The 13,720-nt window shown below is 60.3% G+C and carries 16 protein-coding genes; 5 read left to right on the top strand and 11 right to left on the bottom strand.

Going from position 1 to position 13,720, the window contains the following annotated elements; genetic code table 11:
* Positions 1-34: 34 nt before the first annotated feature.
* Complete coding sequence (locus tag DSC91_RS01075; protein ID WP_115776428.1) at positions 35-406, bottom strand: GFA family protein; 372 nt, start codon at positions 404-406, stop codon at positions 35-37.
* A 329-nt stretch (positions 407-735) separates the two neighbouring features.
* Here DSC91_RS01075 and DSC91_RS01070 point away from each other — a divergent pair, with 329 nt between their 5' ends.
* A complete protein-coding gene (locus DSC91_RS01070) occupies positions 736-1,317 on the top strand; it encodes a thioredoxin family protein (RefSeq protein WP_115776427.1) in 582 nt (193 codons plus the stop codon).
* 133 nt (positions 1,318-1,450) lie between these two features.
* Complete coding sequence (locus DSC91_RS01065; protein WP_229758308.1) at positions 1,451-1,765, top strand: DUF4148 domain-containing protein; 315 nt, start codon at positions 1,451-1,453, stop codon at positions 1,763-1,765.
* 308 nt (positions 1,766-2,073) lie between these two features.
* Here the strand turns inward: DSC91_RS01065 and DSC91_RS01055 are convergent, their stop codons facing one another.
* The 3 genes from DSC91_RS01055 to DSC91_RS01045 form a co-directional block, all read right to left on the bottom strand.
* The gene (locus DSC91_RS01055) at positions 2,074-2,535 is read right to left on the bottom strand and encodes a MarR family winged helix-turn-helix transcriptional regulator (RefSeq protein WP_115779632.1); all 462 of its coding nucleotides are present in this window, start codon (positions 2,533-2,535) and stop codon (positions 2,074-2,076) included.
* A 146-nt stretch (positions 2,536-2,681) separates the two neighbouring features.
* A complete protein-coding gene (locus DSC91_RS01050; RefSeq protein ID WP_115776426.1) occupies positions 2,682-2,954 on the bottom strand; it encodes a hypothetical protein in 273 nt (90 codons plus the stop codon).
* 52 nt (positions 2,955-3,006) lie between these two features.
* Positions 3,007-3,453: an Ohr family peroxiredoxin gene (locus DSC91_RS01045; protein ID WP_115776425.1), complete on the bottom strand. Its 447-nt coding sequence runs from the start codon at positions 3,451-3,453 to the stop codon at positions 3,007-3,009.
* 229 nt (positions 3,454-3,682) lie between these two features.
* On the opposite strand from DSC91_RS01045, the gene DSC91_RS01040 reads away from it, so the two are divergent.
* From DSC91_RS01040 to cuyB, 3 genes are all read left to right on the top strand, one after another.
* A complete protein-coding gene (locus DSC91_RS01040; RefSeq protein ID WP_115776424.1) occupies positions 3,683-4,597 on the top strand; it encodes a LysR substrate-binding domain-containing protein in 915 nt (304 codons plus the stop codon).
* A gap of 181 nt (positions 4,598-4,778) precedes the next feature.
* Entirely contained in the window at positions 4,779-6,068 is a 1,290-nt protein-coding gene (locus DSC91_RS01035; protein ID WP_115776423.1) for a dicarboxylate/amino acid:cation symporter, read from the top strand.
* Positions 6,065-7,585 carry a cysteate racemase gene (gene cuyB / locus DSC91_RS01030; RefSeq protein ID WP_115776422.1) on the top strand — a complete coding sequence of 507 codons (1,521 nt, stop codon included), beginning with the start codon at positions 6,065-6,067 and terminating at the stop codon, positions 7,583-7,585. The genes DSC91_RS01035 and cuyB overlap by 4 nt, the downstream gene beginning before the upstream one ends.
* Here cuyB and DSC91_RS01025 read toward each other — a convergent pair.
* From DSC91_RS01025 to DSC91_RS00995, 7 genes are all read right to left on the bottom strand, one after another.
* Complete coding sequence (locus DSC91_RS01025) at positions 7,552-8,307, bottom strand: glucose 1-dehydrogenase (protein ID WP_115779631.1); 756 nt, start codon at positions 8,305-8,307, stop codon at positions 7,552-7,554. The two genes, cuyB and DSC91_RS01025, sit on opposite strands and share 34 nt — an antisense overlap.
* Before the next feature lie 19 nt (positions 8,308-8,326).
* The gene (locus tag DSC91_RS01020) at positions 8,327-8,866 is read right to left on the bottom strand and encodes a gluconokinase (RefSeq protein ID WP_229758309.1); all 540 of its coding nucleotides are present in this window, start codon (positions 8,864-8,866) and stop codon (positions 8,327-8,329) included.
* 140 nt (positions 8,867-9,006) lie between these two features.
* Positions 9,007-9,855, bottom strand: a complete 849-nt coding sequence (locus tag DSC91_RS01015; protein ID WP_115776420.1) for a transporter substrate-binding domain-containing protein — start codon at positions 9,853-9,855, stop codon at positions 9,007-9,009.
* A 103-nt stretch (positions 9,856-9,958) separates the two neighbouring features.
* Positions 9,959-10,687, bottom strand: coding sequence for an amino acid ABC transporter ATP-binding protein (locus tag DSC91_RS01010; protein ID WP_115776419.1), 729 nt, complete (start codon positions 10,685-10,687; stop codon positions 9,959-9,961).
* 27 nt (positions 10,688-10,714) lie between these two features.
* Positions 10,715-11,464: an amino acid ABC transporter permease gene (locus DSC91_RS01005; protein ID WP_115776418.1), complete on the bottom strand. Its 750-nt coding sequence runs from the start codon at positions 11,462-11,464 to the stop codon at positions 10,715-10,717.
* A gap of 1 nt (position 11,465) precedes the next feature.
* Positions 11,466-12,167, bottom strand: coding sequence for an amino acid ABC transporter permease (locus DSC91_RS01000; RefSeq protein ID WP_115776417.1), 702 nt, complete (start codon positions 12,165-12,167; stop codon positions 11,466-11,468).
* A 360-nt stretch (positions 12,168-12,527) separates the two neighbouring features.
* Positions 12,528-13,538: a 2-hydroxyacid dehydrogenase gene (locus DSC91_RS00995; RefSeq protein WP_115776416.1), complete on the bottom strand. Its 1,011-nt coding sequence runs from the start codon at positions 13,536-13,538 to the stop codon at positions 12,528-12,530.
* Positions 13,539-13,720 lie beyond the last annotated feature (182 nt).

The following is a 13,720-nucleotide window of genomic DNA, read 5'->3' as shown; positions in this document are numbered from 1 at the left end:
CCCGCCAGGAACGCGAGAATCGTCATGAGCCGCCTCATGCATCCTCCACGACGGACAGGCTGGCGCCATTGGCCACGCCGGCCTCCAGCGTATACGGATCGACACCCTCCAGGCAACCGATGTTCACCCGCCACAACTGCGGGTTCATGCGCGTCTGGTGGAACGGATAAATGCCGCAATGCTTGCAGAAATAGTGCTTCGCCGTGCGCGTATTGAACTGATAGAGCATCAGCGCTTCCTCGCCCTGCAGAATCTTCAGTTCGCCCGCGGCGAACGGCGGCGTCATCAGCGCACCCCTGCGCCGGCACAGGCTGCAATTGCAGCGTGCAGCAGGCAGGACATCGGTGCGAACTTCAAATTTAACAGTCCCGCAATGACAGGATCCATGCAGCAGTTCGGTACTCATGAGGCTCTCCGCGTTAGCAATGGCTGCTTTATAGCCCAGTACGCGCGACGCTTTGTATCCCAATGTATCTGCGCGTTCCCCTGACACAAAACATTGCACCCGCGCTGCCCCGGCGACACAAGCCAGATACGAACGGGCGTTCCAATGCAGTCATGCCAACCGCCTGAATGCCCGTCATGCCCGCCACCGGCAACGGGTAATCAGTGTGCTGGCGATGCTCACTGCCGTTGCGATCCAGTTGCAATACGACGTCCCGGTGTACGTCCCGGTGTACGTCCTGGTGTACGTCCGGATCGCGGCTCTGTTCCCCTCTCTGAAAGGACGCTGACATGCTCTCCCGACTCAAAACCACCGCTTCCGTCGCCCTGTTCGCCGCAACCGTGGCAGCCGGCGCCGCCGCAATCGCAACGCTCGTTGCCAGTCCCGCGGCCAGCGCAGCCGCCAGCCCTGCTGGAAACCCGTTCGGCAGCAGCACGGCTGCGCCGGAATTCACCGGCATCGATAAATGGCTCAATAGCGATCCGCTGACCATGCAGCAGTTGCGTGGCAAGGTCGTACTGGTCGACTTCTGGACCTACACCTGCATCAACTGCATCCACGTGCTGCCCTACGTCAAGACCTGGAATCAGAAATACAAGGACCAGGGCCTGGCGGTGGTCGGCGTCCACACACCCGAGTATCCGTTCGAGCGCAGCACGGACAACGTCAAGACAGCGATCAAACGCTTCGGCATTACGTTCCCGGTTGCGCAGGACAACAACTATGCGACGTGGCGCGCGTACGACAACCAGTATTGGCCCGCGTTTTATCTGGTCGACAAGAAAGGGCACGTGGCCTACACGCACTTCGGCGAAGGCGACTACGAACAGACCGAAGCGAAGATCAAGGCCTTGCTGGCGGAAAACCCGTGATTCGTATCGCAATGTATCTGGGCGCCGCGGCGATACAGAACATTGCAATAGACCCGGTTTCCCGACACAAGCCAGATACGTCGGCACGTTTTAATACATCAACGCCGGATGCAAGACGCAAGCAACATCGCAGATGACTGACCGAAATACTGCCCTTGCTCCTGACATCGCGGCGCCTTCCTTTTTAATGTATTGGTTCACGGAGAATGACATGAAAACCTCAATGATCGCTTTGGCATTCGCTGCATTCGCTACGGCTGGCTTCGCTCATGCCTCTGAAGCTCCTGCAACGACCGCCGCTCAATCGGCCGTCGCGCAAGTGCAGCAATGGAACCCAAGCCAAACCGGCGCGACGCAGAAGACGCGCGCAGAGGTCCGCCACGAGCTGGTGCAAGCCCAGCGGGATGGACAGCTCGCCCAACTTGGCAGCTTGTATCGCGGCAGCTGATAGCTAAGCGCCGCCGGATTGAATTACGCTTCCAGTGCGGTAAGCAGTGCTGCGGTAAGCAATCCTCTTGGTTAGAAATTCTTCATACGTTCCACAACGCCCACACCGAGCGCGCCCGGCGTGGGCGTATCGCGTTCAACGGCTCGTGAGGACCATCAGGCCCCGAGAAGCTGCACGAAGCACGCCTATAGCGACCTCATCAATTACACCAGGCTCGATAAAGGCGGAAACTTTGCGGCATGGGAGCATGCCGCAATTATTTGCCGAAGAAGTTCGCGCCGGTTTGAGACCGCTGCGCACATAGCGGATCACTCCTCGCTTTGGACCGACTTGATGAGATTGCTGCGCAGCGTCACGATCGCCTTCTGCACTTTTGCGAATTCATCCGGCGCCAGACCGGTCGCCTCGACGAGGTCCATCTTCAAGCCTTTTTCGCGCAGCCGCCGACCGCCTTTCGTGAGGCTGACCCGCACCTGACGCTCGTCTTCGGGATCGCGCTGCCTTTCCAGATAACCCATCGCCTCGAGCTTCTTCAGGATCGGCGTGAGCGTGTTGGATTCGAGAAACAGTTTCTCGCCCAGACTGCTGACGGTCTGGTTGTCTTCCTCCCACAACGCAATGATCGTGATGTATTGCGTATAGGTGAGCCCAAGCTCCTCGAGGATCGGCTTGTAGGCCTTGCCGAACGCCAGGTTCGCGGAATAGACCGCAAAGCACAGGAAGTCGGAGAGCATCGCGTTCGCGGCCGCCGGTTGGTCTGTGGATTTCATCTGCATCCTCTTTGGCTAGAGACTCATGTCTCGCAAGCAAAAATATATCGCATGCGATTGTATCGCAATGCGATGCTCCCCGCGCGTTGGCCCGCGCGCATCGGCAGCGACGATGCGCGCGGGCCAACGCGACGGGGATGCGCGAGCTAGTGACGCGCGTAGAGGTCGTCGCGCAGCGGCACAGCGGCACGGATTCCCGCTTCTGAATGGCCGGAAACCGCGCCGCCATACGCCGCTTGCGAACCAGTCGTGTCGTCGCGCTCAGCGGCGAGGGTTTGCACGCTCTGACCGCGCTGCGACGCCGGAGCGCCAATCGAAGGCTTGTAGAACGGAGCCGGACCATAGCCGCTGGCGAACGCGGGCGCGGCGGCGGAAGCCGAAAGCGCGATGAGCAGGGCAACAACGAGTCGGGTTTTCATGATGGAATTTCGCTAAAAGAGGTTCAGTGAGAGAGGCGTATGTCTTGCCGGATCACGCAGTGACGACGTTGAGGGCGATGTCGATGTTTCCGTGCACAGCCTTCGAGTACGGGCAGATTTGATGGGCCGTGTGCGCGATGGCCTCGGCAACCTCCTGCGCCAGGCCCGGCATGCGGACGGTGAACTGGGCGCCGAGAAACCAGCCGGGACCGGTCTGGCCCACGTCTACCTGAATATCCACGGAATGGTCGGGCGGCAGCGTGACCTTTTTCAGCGAGGCCGCGATCCCAAGCGCGCTGATGTAACAAGCCGACCACGCGCCCGCAAACAGCTGCTCGGCGGTCGGGTGCGGCACGGCGGCTTTGAACTCGTAGTGTTCACCGCCGGGCGCCGACAGCTCGATGTCGACGACGCCATATTCGCCACGCTGCGCGCCAGGGTCGCGGTTCACCGTGGTGTGGGTGTTGCCCGAGAAAATGACTTTTTCGATCTTGGTCATGATGGATTCCTTGATGGAAAGACTGTTGAGAGGATATGCATCGTATGCGCTTCAATCGCATGCGATGCATGGTGAGCGAAAAAATCGGCAATGTCAATCGCATGCGATTTAATCGTGCATGAGTTTTTGATAGGGAAAACCGAAGATCCGCCACTGCCAGCACGGCGCCGTCGTAGAATCACTCACTCGTTTCGAGGCACGCGCCATCGCCGCACACATTGGACCCGATATGGAAATCAAGTGGATTGAGGACTTCATCGCGCTCTCGCAGTATCAGAGCTTCTCGCGGGCGGCGGAATTCCGGAATGTCACCCAGTCCGGGTTCAGCAGGCGCATTCAGTCGCTCGAGCAGTGGGTGGGCGCGGATCTCATCGACCGAAGCAGCTTCCCGCCCACGCTCACGCCTGCCGGACAACTGTTTCGGGAGGCGGCGGTAGACATCCTCGGGAAGCTATTCGATACGCGAGCCATCATTCGCATCGACCAGCGCATGGCGGGCAAAGGCTTGCAGATTGCGGCAGGCCATACGATCGCGCTGAGTTTCCTGCCCGCCTGGTTGAAGGCGCTCACCGAACGTTTCGGGGAAGTACGTGCCCGGGTGATACCCACCAATGTCCACGACTCCATCCTGATGCTCGTGAACGGCAACTGCGAACTGATGTTTGCCTACCATCACCCGGAACTGCCGCTCCATCTCGACCCGATCAGGTACGAGCATCTCACCGTGGGCGTCGATGTACTGATGCCTGTCTGCCGGCCAAACCCACGCGGTGCGCCCCTGTTCCGGTTACCGGGCACGGCGGCGCGGCCATTGCCGCTGATTTCGTACACGGAAACCAGCTATTTCGGCCGCTGCCTCGCACTCCTCCTGAGCCGCGTCGATGCAACCCCGGCATTGCGGCCTCATTACGAGTCCGACATGGCCGAGGTTCTCAAGAAACTGGTCCTGGAAGGCGAAGGCGTCGCCTGGCTGCCCAAAAGCTCGATCGTCGCCGAGCTCGACGCAGGCCAACTCGTCCCAGCCGGCCAGGATGCGTGGCATCTCGAAGTCGAGCTTCGCGTCTACCGGGATGCCTCGAATCACAGCGAGTTTCTGGACACGCTTTGGCGCCACCTTCGCACCGCGTCGGAAGCCGCGAATTAAGGGTTATCCCGCGTTATGCGAATCTCGCATATCCTTATGCAGGACCCGCATCGAGTCTTTTTTGATCATCTCTATCATCCGTCCATACACAGAAACGCCGCTCCGCTAGCGGCGTTTTTGCCTCCTCCCAGCGCACGGTGGTCACGTCAGACCGTTGTGCGCCTTCCTCGGACTGATGGAAATGAAAAACCGCCTAACGTTCTATATTCTGATCGGCATGCTGCTCGGCGTGATCGTCGGTTACGTGTGCCATCGGACCGTAGCCGATGCCGCAGAAGCGAAGACAATCGCCGGCTACTTCTCGATCATTACCGATATCTTCTTGCGTCTCGTGAAGATGATCATCGCGCCGCTCGTGTTCGCCACGCTGGTGTCCGGGCTCGCCGGAATGGAAGGGTCGAGCGAGGTGCGCAGAATCGGACTCAGGTCGGTCGGATGGTTCGTGTGCGCCTCGCTTTTCTCGCTCGGGCTTGGCCTCGTCCTTGCGAATGCGCTGCAACCCGGCGCCGGCTTGCACATGACGCAGACCAGTTCCGATGTCGCCACCGGCCTCAACACCGCGGGTCTGAACTTCAAGGACTTCGTCACGCATGCGTTTCCTTCCAGCATCATCGATGCAATGGCTCGAAACGACATCCTGCAAATCCTCGTCTTTTCCGTGCTGTTCGGTGTGGTCCTGAGCGCCATCAAGTCGGACCCGCGCGTGACACCGTTGATCGCCGGCATCGATGCGCTCGTTCCCGCGATGCTGAAGCTGACCGACTATGTGATGCGGCTCGCTCCGATCGGTGTCTTCGGCGCGCTTGCCTCCGCGATTACGGTGCACGGCCTGGATGTGCTGACCACTTATGGCAAGCTCGTCGGCAGCTTTTACGTCGGTCTCGCCGTGCTGTGGGCCGCTCTTATTCTTGTTGGCCACGTCTTTCTGGGTAAATCGATCTGGAGGCTGCTCAAAGCGGTCCGCGAGCCTGCAATGCTCGCCTTTTCGACTGCCAGCAGTGAGGCCGCCTATCCGCGTCTGACCGAAAAGCTTGAAGGGTTCGGCATCGACAAGAAGGTCGTCGGCTTTACGTTGCCGCTCGGCTATGCGTTCAATCTCGACGGCTCAATGATGTATCAGGCGTTTGCCGCGATCTTTATCGCGCAAGCGTTCGGCATCGACATGCCGCTCAGCGCTCAAGTCACGATGTTGCTGGTGTTGATGCTCAGCAGCAAGGGCATGGCCGGCGTCGCGAGAGGTTCCGTGGTGGTGGTTGCGGCGGTTGCTCCGATGTTTCACCTGCCTCCGTCCGGCGTGGTGCTGATCCTCGCCATCGATCAGATTCTCGATATGGGGCGAACCGCCACGAACGTGATCGGCAATAGCATCGCAACGGCCGTGATTGCGAAGTGGGAGGCTAAACGGATCGCCAAGCCGGACGAAGAAGAGAACAGCGTGGCCTTGGGTCAATTGCAAGGCGAAACGAAATGATCCGCGCAAGCATGCTGAACGGGAAAAAGTTCGGCGTGGTGGGCGGACTGGGTCCACTGGCAAGCGCGGACGTCTTTTTCAAGCTCGTCAAATCGACGCCCGCCTCGAACGATACGGAACACGTCGACGTCATTTTTGAGCAGCACCCCTTTCGAGGCGCGGTCGTTGGCAGCGAAGCGACGACTCAGCGAAAGCTGTACATCTTCGACATGATCAGCAGCTTCGAGAAGCGAGGCGTGACGACCGTCGTACTCCCGTGCTTTCTCAGCCATACGTTCATTGATGAGTTGAAGGCCAACTCGCCCTTGCAGATCGTCGATATGGTCGAAGCCGTCCGCAGCCATGTTCGAAGAAAATTTCCGGCGGCACGACGAATCGGCGTGCTGGCCTCGGACTACACCCGTCGAAAAGGGCTATTTGAAAAGTACTTCGCGGAGCCGGCATTCGAAGTCGTTCATCCCCGCCCGCGCGACGGTGTCGATCTCATCACCGAAGCCGTCTACGGCACGCACGGCATCAAGAGCGGAAACCTGTCTGGCCGGCCCGTCGCGCTTCTGCGCGACGCGTGCGAGGACCTCATCGCGCAAGGTGTTCAACTCATCGTGCCGGGTCTGACGGAAATTGCGCTCGTGGCCGAGGAAATGGGTCCGTTTCGGGTGCCGCTGATCGATTCGAATCTCGCTTATGCGCAGTACGTGATCGCCGGCGAATACGGTTTGCCGGAAGCCATTTTCAAAGTGGGCGTAGTCGGTGGCGTTGGGCCCGCAGCGACGGTGGACTTCATGCAGAAGATCGTACGCAATACGCCGGCGAATCGAGATCAGGACCATATCAGGCTTCTGATTGAACAGAATCCGCAGATTCCCGATCGCACGGAAAACCTGATCGGTGACGGGCCGGACCCGACGATTTCGCTTTACGCGACCTGCAAGAAGCTCGAGTCGGGCGACGCGGATCTCATCGCGATTCCGTGCAATACCGCTCACGCATTTGTCGAACGCATTCAACCGTATCTGGGCATACCGATCGTGAACATGCTGACGGTGACGGTCCGCCATCTCCGCGAAACGTTTCCGCTGTTGCGCTCCGTTGGCGTGCTGGCCACCTCAGGCACGATCGCAAGCGGCGTCTACGAAAAAGCCCTCGAATCACAGGGCTTGCAGCAAATCGTTCCAGCAGCGGCATTGCAGGCTCGGGTGATGGACGCGATCTACGGCCCGGAAGGGGTAAAAGCGGGATTCACCACCGGGCGATGCCTCGATGACATCGCCGCTGCCATTGACGGGCTCATCGCGGAAGGCGTCGAGGTCATCGTCCTGGGATGTACCGAGCTGCCGCTTTTATTGCCGCAAACGAGTTTCGTGGGGACGACCGGCGCACGCGTCAACCTGGTCGATCCAACGGATGTCCTTGCGCAGCAATGCGTGGCTTTGGCGACGGCGGCCGCGGAACGCCCCGCTTCCGGCCGCCTCCGATCGACGCACTACAGCGTGGCCGTCACGCCGCCATCCACGTAAAGAATATGGCCGTTCACGAAGTTCGAAGCGTTGCTCGCCAGAAACACGGCGGCACCGACGAGATCTTCCACGTCGCCCCACCGCCTCGACGGCGTGCGTCCAATCAGCCAGTTGCTGAACGTTTCATCCTTGACGAGCGCTTCGGTCAGCTCCGTCTTGAAGTAACCCGGCCCAAGTCCATTGACCTGAATCCCGTGTTGACCCCAGTCGATTGCCATGCCCTTCGTCAGCATTTTCACCGCGCCTTTGCTCGCGGTGTAGGCCGCGATGTTGGGACGGCCCAACTCGCTTTGCACCGAACAGATGTTGACGATCTTCCCGCGTTTGCGAGCGATCATGTGCCGCGCTACCGCCTGGCCGACCAGGAACACGCTGTCGACATTGGTCTTCATCAGCTCTTCCCATTGAGCATGGGAAAACTGTTCGAGCGGCGCACGGCGTTGCATGCCGGCGTTGTTGACGAGAATATCGATTGCACCGATTTCGCGCTCGATATCGGCGATCGCCGCTTCGACCTCGGTGGCCGACGTCACGTCGAAACTCGCGGCATGGACGGTCGCCCCCTCATCGCGCAACCGGCTGACGGCCTCCGCCAGCTTCGCCTCGTTGCGGCCGTTCAGAACGACTTCGGCGCCGGCGCCGGCCAAGCCCTTGGCGAGCGCATAGCCGATACCGGTACTCGACCCGGTGACCAACGCACGGCGCCCCGACAGATCAAACATCTTCAGATTGTTGTTCAACTCAATTCCTCTTCGACTCGAATTCGTCCGACTTCCATCCAGCACCGTCCGGTGCGCCCAGCCATTGCATGACCTCTCTCAGACTGCCCGCGCTGTCTTGCGAGGCGGAAAGATGGAGCACACCGGCTTCACCAACCGGCGACTCGAGCGTTGCGAATTGATCCTCGACCAATGTCGCCGGAAACTCGTGATCGAGTCGCCCGGAAACCCGTGCAACCGCTTCGGACAAGGCGATGTCGAGAAACACGAATTTCAACCCGGCGACCCGCGCGCGCATGCGTTCGCGATAGCCACGTCTCAACGCGGAACAGGACAGCACGGCCGTTCCATGCACCTCGTTCACCCGATCGGCCAAGCGGTCCAGCCACGGCTCCCGGTCACTATCGCACAATGCGATTCCGCGGCACATCTTGTCGCGGCTTTCCGCAGAGTGAAGCTCGTCCCCTTCGATGAAAACGCCCTCCAGCGCCACAGCCAACTCGCGCGCCAGCGTCGACTTACCCGAGCCCGACACGCCCATCACCACTATCTTATGTGTCACGTTGCAAAATCCAGCCACGTTGTCCCGGCGCGCGATCCACGCGATCCTCGCGGTCCTCGCGATCCACGAAGTCGCGCCGGCCATTCGACAGGCAGCGGCGCGCGAACGAAAGCGCACCGCCGCATCATTCGCTCGCCGCCTCAGGACACCGGCGTGAACTTGAGCTGATCGATCGGTGTGACCTTGTCGGTCCGGGTCAGGCCATAAGGCGTCTTCGGTCCAAGCCACTTGTCGAAGATACTGCTCATCTCGCCGCTCTGCTCCATTGCCGCCAAAGCCTTGTTGACCGCGCCCAGCATGGCCGTCTCGTTCTGACGCAAGCCTACCGCGATCGGCTCGATCAGCATCGGCTCCGACGCAATGGCCACGGCGCCGTCCGTGCCGTCCACCTGCTTCGCGATTTTCGTGGCCGTCATCTGATTGGTGACAAAGCCCTTGACCTTGTTCTGCTCCAGCGCGAGAAACGCCGAGCTGGTATCGTGAAACGTCACCGCCTGGCCGTCCTTGATCGAAAGCGGAATCGACTGTGCGGAGGTCGAGCCGTCGGCCGCGCTGATCTTCTGACCGGCGAAATCGGTCAGCTTCTTGCTCGCGTCGGCTTTCTTCACGACCAGCACTTCCTTGGTGGAGTAGTACGAATCGCTAAAGGCAATCTGCGTGGCGCGGGTTTTGGTGTAGGCCAGGTTGGCGACCACGATGTCGACGCGCCCCAGTTTCAATTGCGGAATCCGCGCCTCGACAGCCAAGGGTTCGAGCTTCGCTTTCACGCCCAACTGTTTCGCCACCGCGTTGCACAGGTCCACGTCCATGCCTTCGAGCTGGCGCGTCTGCGCATTGGGATACGAGAAGGGCTCGACGTTCGAATACACGCCGCAAGTCAACTCGCCGCGACCCTTGATATCGGCCAATTGATCAGCATGTGCCGGAGCAATCGATGCAACCGCACCGCCAACGACCAACATCCCCGCAAAAATCTTCTTTACCTGCATCGTGATGCTCCTGAAGTTTATGTGTAAAGCAATCGACTGCTGATCAAAAGTGGTCAATCTGAATCTGTCGCTGTATCGCGGAAGCAGTACCGCTCTGCCGGTCTCAATGCGTACGAAGATCGGACAGGAATCGCTGCGCCCGTGCGTGTTTTGGGCGCAGGAAGAATTCCTCCGGTTCCGCCGTTTCGAGAATCTTGCCTGCGTCCATGAACCAGACGCGATCGGCGACCTCGCGTGCGAAACCCATTTCATGCGTGACGCACATCATCGTCATGCCGTCCTGCGCGAGGCTCTTCATCACGTTCAGCACTTCGCCGACCATCTCCGGATCGAGTGCGCTGGTGGGCTCGTCGAACAGCATCGCCGGCGGATCCATCGCCAGCGCTCGCGCAATCGCGACGCGCTGCTGCTGACCACCGGACAATTGCGGAGGATAGGCACTGGCCTTGTTCGACAGACCGACACGCGAGAGCAAATCTGCCGCCTTGCGTTCGGCATCCGCGCGCTTGAGGTCATTCACGCGCATCGGCGAAAGCGTGATGTTATCCAGCACCGACAGATGCGGAAACAGGTTGAATTGCTGAAACACGAAGCCGACGCGGCTGCGGTACGCATTCAGCCCCAGCTTCTTGTCATGAATGTTTTGACCGTCGAAAAATATCTGCCCACGGTTGATCTCCTCGAGCCGGTTGACGGTGCGAATCAACGTCGACTTGCCCGATCCGGACGGCCCGCAGACCACCACGACTTCGCCCTTGCGAACTTCGGCGTTCACGTCCACGAGAGCGTGATATTCGCCGTACCACTTGTTGACGCTGGAAAACTTGATCATGCGAAATACCTCGAAGTGATTGAGCGCCTAATTCTCGGTGGGCAGCGGATCGGTCAGCGCAACGGCGCCCGCCTTCTGGGTCTTCGATACGGCACCGGCCCGCTTGCGCGTCACGCGCCGCTCCAGATACTGCGCAAGCTGCGTCAGCGCGTAGCACAGCGCGAAGTAGCTCAAGGCGAGAATCAGGTACACGGGAAACGGCTTGGTCAGCAGCCGGTTGTTGATCTGATCCGCCGCAAAGGAGATTTCCTGGACGTTGATGATGTAACCGAGCGAGGTCTCCTTGATCGTCGATACGAACTGCGTGACCATGCTCGGCACCACGTTGTAAAGCGCCTGCGGCAGGATGACCGCGCGCATGGTCTTCATGTAGCTCATGCCGAGCGCTCGCGAGGCTTCGGCCTGCCCTTTCGGCAGCCCCTCGATCCCCGCACGGATGATTTCGCCGAGATAGGCCGAGTCGTAGATGACGAGCGCGCACAGCATCGTGACGAAGCCTGTCACCGGATAGCCGGTCAGAACGGGCACGAGAAAGTACACCCAGAAGATCACCATCAGGAGCGGGATGCCCCGCACCATGTAGACGAGACCCGTGGCCGGCGCCCGCAGAAAGCGGAAAGGGCTGATGCGGGCGAGAGCAACCAGGATACCCAGGGGAAATGCGATGACGAGCGCTGAGAGCGACAGCAATATCGTCAGCACGATGCCGCCTAGCGGGCCATGCGGATACTGCCCGATGAGCAATAGTGTCCAGTTGTCGCGCAGGATGTCGAACATGTCACTTCACTCCCGGAATGCGGTAGTGCATCGCGATTTTCGCGCCGCCCAGCATGATGACGAGGGAGAGGCCGAGATACACCGCCGTGGCGACGAAATACGACTCGAAAGAGAGGAAGGTTTCGTTTTCGATCTGCCGGGTGACATAGGTCAGCTCCGCCGCGCCGATCGCCATCGCCAGACTCGTGTTCTTGAACAGCAAAACCGCATGATTGACCATCGGCGGAATCGCATTGCGCAACGCTTGCGGAAGCACGACGAAACGCATGCCGTTCAGGAAGTTCAGTCCCAGCGCGCGCGACGCTTCGTACTGACCGTAGGGAATCGCGCGCAATCCGCTGCGGATATCCTCGGAGAGATAGGCCGCGCTGCACAAGCCGATCGCCACGACCGCAAAAATGAACTGGCCGTTGTAGTGGTTCAGCAGCGCCTGCACCGAGTCGGGGAGGATGTTCGAAATGCCGAAGTACCAGAACAGGATCTGGACCAGCATCGGCACGTTGCGGTGGTAGGCCACGAACACCGAGACGAAGGTGGTCGCGAGACGATTGTTGGTCAGGCGAATCAGCGAGAGAAGAATGCCCACGACCAGCGAGAGCATCCACGCCAGCGCCGCCATGGCGAGGGTGAGCTCGACCCCATGGAGAAACAGCGCCCCATAGTCGCCTCGCAGCACCGTCGCCAGGTCAAAATGAAGTTTCATGTTGCACGCCCCAATGATTCGGATCGAAGCGATGATCCCGGTCTGATTCGACCCGCGGCACCATCGTCATCCCCCCGGAAGCCGTCATTGACTTCCGTGTTGAATTGATACTAGCTCGCAAAAAAAGGCTGTTGCAGAGGCCTTTCTTCTGGTGCAATAAGTTTCGGGAATGATGAATCGGGATAGCTTCGGGCAGCGAAACAGGCGTGGTCGTGCATGGTGTTTGTCTCCAGTATGCGGCGCCTCTGTGGGCGCCTCATCATCGGTTGGCGCGCTCCTTGAGCGGAGCGCTCACGCTCGAGAAACAACGGCGAACAACGGTAAAACAACGCCGGCGCAACATGCTGCGCCGGTCATCGTTCAGGCCGTGGCGGTCGGGCGCGTCAGCACCTGCGGGTTCACCGGTGTCGGCGGTTTGCCGGCCGCTGCGCCGTAACCCAGGGCGGCAATCAAATTGTCTGCGCAAAGCGCGGCCATCGCACGCCGCGTGCTGACGGACGCGCTGCCGATATGCGGCGTCAGCACCACGTTCTTTTGCGCGAGAAGCGCCGGGCAAACAACCGGCTCGCCTTCGAATACGTCCAGACCGGCCGCCGCGATGCTGCCTTCGTTGAGCGCCACCGCCAAAGCGGCATCGTCCACCACGCCGCCGCGCGCGATGTTGGTCAGCGTCGCCGACGATTTCATCTGCTTGAGCTCCGCCGCGCCGATCGCGTGGTGCGAGCTGGCCGAGTACGGCACCACGATGATCAGGTGATCCGACTCGCGCAACAGCGTTTCCTTGTCGACATAGCGTGCCTGACAACTCGCCTCGACTTCCGGCGCCAGTTGCGAGCGATTGTGATAGATCACGCGCATGCCGAAGCCGAATGCACCGCGTCGCGCGATGGCCTGCCCGATTCGTCCCATGCCGAGAATGCCGAGCGTCGAACCATGCACGTCGCTGCCGACGAACATGTCGTAGCGCCCTGTTTTGGTCCATTCGCCGGCGCGCAGGAAATGTTCCGACTCGGTGATGCGCCGCGCCGTGGCCATCATCAGCGCGAAGCCGAAGTCGGCGGTGGTATCTGTCAGGACGTCCGGCGTGTTCGTCACCAGCACGCCGCGCGCGGTGCAGGCTTCCACGTCGACGTTGTTGTAGCCCACGCCGATGTTGCATACCGCCTTCAACTGCGGGCAAGCGTCGAGCAAGGTCGCGTCGATCCGGTCGCTACCGGCCGTCATGGCCCCCACCTTGCCTTGCAACCGGGCGATCAGTTCCGGTTGCGTCCAGATCGTGTCGTCCGGGTTGTCGGTCACGTCGAAGTTCGCGCGCAGGCGGTCGACGATGTCCGGAAATGACGCACGGGTAACCAGTACCGATGCACGCATGAAAAACCTCCTTGTTGGACTCGGGTGACGCTCCCGCGCGACTGTCGCGCGAGAGTCGAATGGGTTAGCCGAACGCGCCGACCCGTGGGTCACCGCGGTCGAGATTTCACGAATGCGATGGAATAGTCGCGAAATCACGAAATCGCGGATGGGGGTTGCGCGCAGCCCGGTCCGATCAATCA

It is taken from the genome of Paraburkholderia caffeinilytica, from assembly GCF_003368325.1.
Taxonomy (GTDB): domain Bacteria; phylum Pseudomonadota; class Gammaproteobacteria; order Burkholderiales; family Burkholderiaceae; genus Paraburkholderia; species Paraburkholderia caffeinilytica.
This window is presented reverse-complemented; position numbering and strand designations above follow the sequence as displayed.

What these genes read in the sequence shown, in the direction of transcription:
- DSC91_RS01045 (WP_115776425.1), bottom strand. Translation starts at nt 3,453, where the DNA reads ATGACCAAGATCGAAAAAGTCATTTTCTCGGGCAACACCCACACCACG.
- cuyB (WP_115776422.1), top strand. Translation starts at nt 6,065, where the DNA reads ATGATCCGCGCAAGCATGCTGAACGGGAAAAAGTTCGGCGTGGTGGGC.
- DSC91_RS01050 (WP_115776426.1), bottom strand. Translation starts at nt 2,954, where the DNA reads ATGAAAACCCGACTCGTTGTTGCCCTGCTCATCGCGCTTTCGGCTTCC.
- DSC91_RS01070 (WP_115776427.1), top strand. Translation starts at nt 736, where the DNA reads ATGCTCTCCCGACTCAAAACCACCGCTTCCGTCGCCCTGTTCGCCGCA.
- DSC91_RS01000 (WP_115776417.1), bottom strand. Translation starts at nt 12,167, where the DNA reads ATGAAACTTCATTTTGACCTGGCGACGGTGCTGCGAGGCGACTATGGG.
- DSC91_RS01035 (WP_115776423.1), top strand. Translation starts at nt 4,779, where the DNA reads ATGAAAAACCGCCTAACGTTCTATATTCTGATCGGCATGCTGCTCGGC.
- DSC91_RS00995 (WP_115776416.1), bottom strand. Translation starts at nt 13,538, where the DNA reads ATGCGTGCATCGGTACTGGTTACCCGTGCGTCATTTCCGGACATCGTC.
- DSC91_RS01055 (WP_115779632.1), bottom strand. Translation starts at nt 2,535, where the DNA reads ATGAAATCCACAGACCAACCGGCGGCCGCGAACGCGATGCTCTCCGAC.
- DSC91_RS01015 (WP_115776420.1), bottom strand. Translation starts at nt 9,855, where the DNA reads ATGCAGGTAAAGAAGATTTTTGCGGGGATGTTGGTCGTTGGCGGTGCG.
- DSC91_RS01075 (WP_115776428.1), bottom strand. Translation starts at nt 406, where the DNA reads ATGAGTACCGAACTGCTGCATGGATCCTGTCATTGCGGGACTGTTAAA.
- DSC91_RS01025 (WP_115779631.1), bottom strand. Translation starts at nt 8,307, where the DNA reads ATGTTTGATCTGTCGGGGCGCCGTGCGTTGGTCACCGGGTCGAGTACC.
- DSC91_RS01065 (WP_229758308.1), top strand. Translation starts at nt 1,451, where the DNA reads ATGACTGACCGAAATACTGCCCTTGCTCCTGACATCGCGGCGCCTTCC.
- DSC91_RS01040 (WP_115776424.1), top strand. Translation starts at nt 3,683, where the DNA reads ATGGAAATCAAGTGGATTGAGGACTTCATCGCGCTCTCGCAGTATCAG.
- DSC91_RS01010 (WP_115776419.1), bottom strand. Translation starts at nt 10,687, where the DNA reads ATGATCAAGTTTTCCAGCGTCAACAAGTGGTACGGCGAATATCACGCT.
- DSC91_RS01005 (WP_115776418.1), bottom strand. Translation starts at nt 11,464, where the DNA reads ATGTTCGACATCCTGCGCGACAACTGGACACTATTGCTCATCGGGCAG.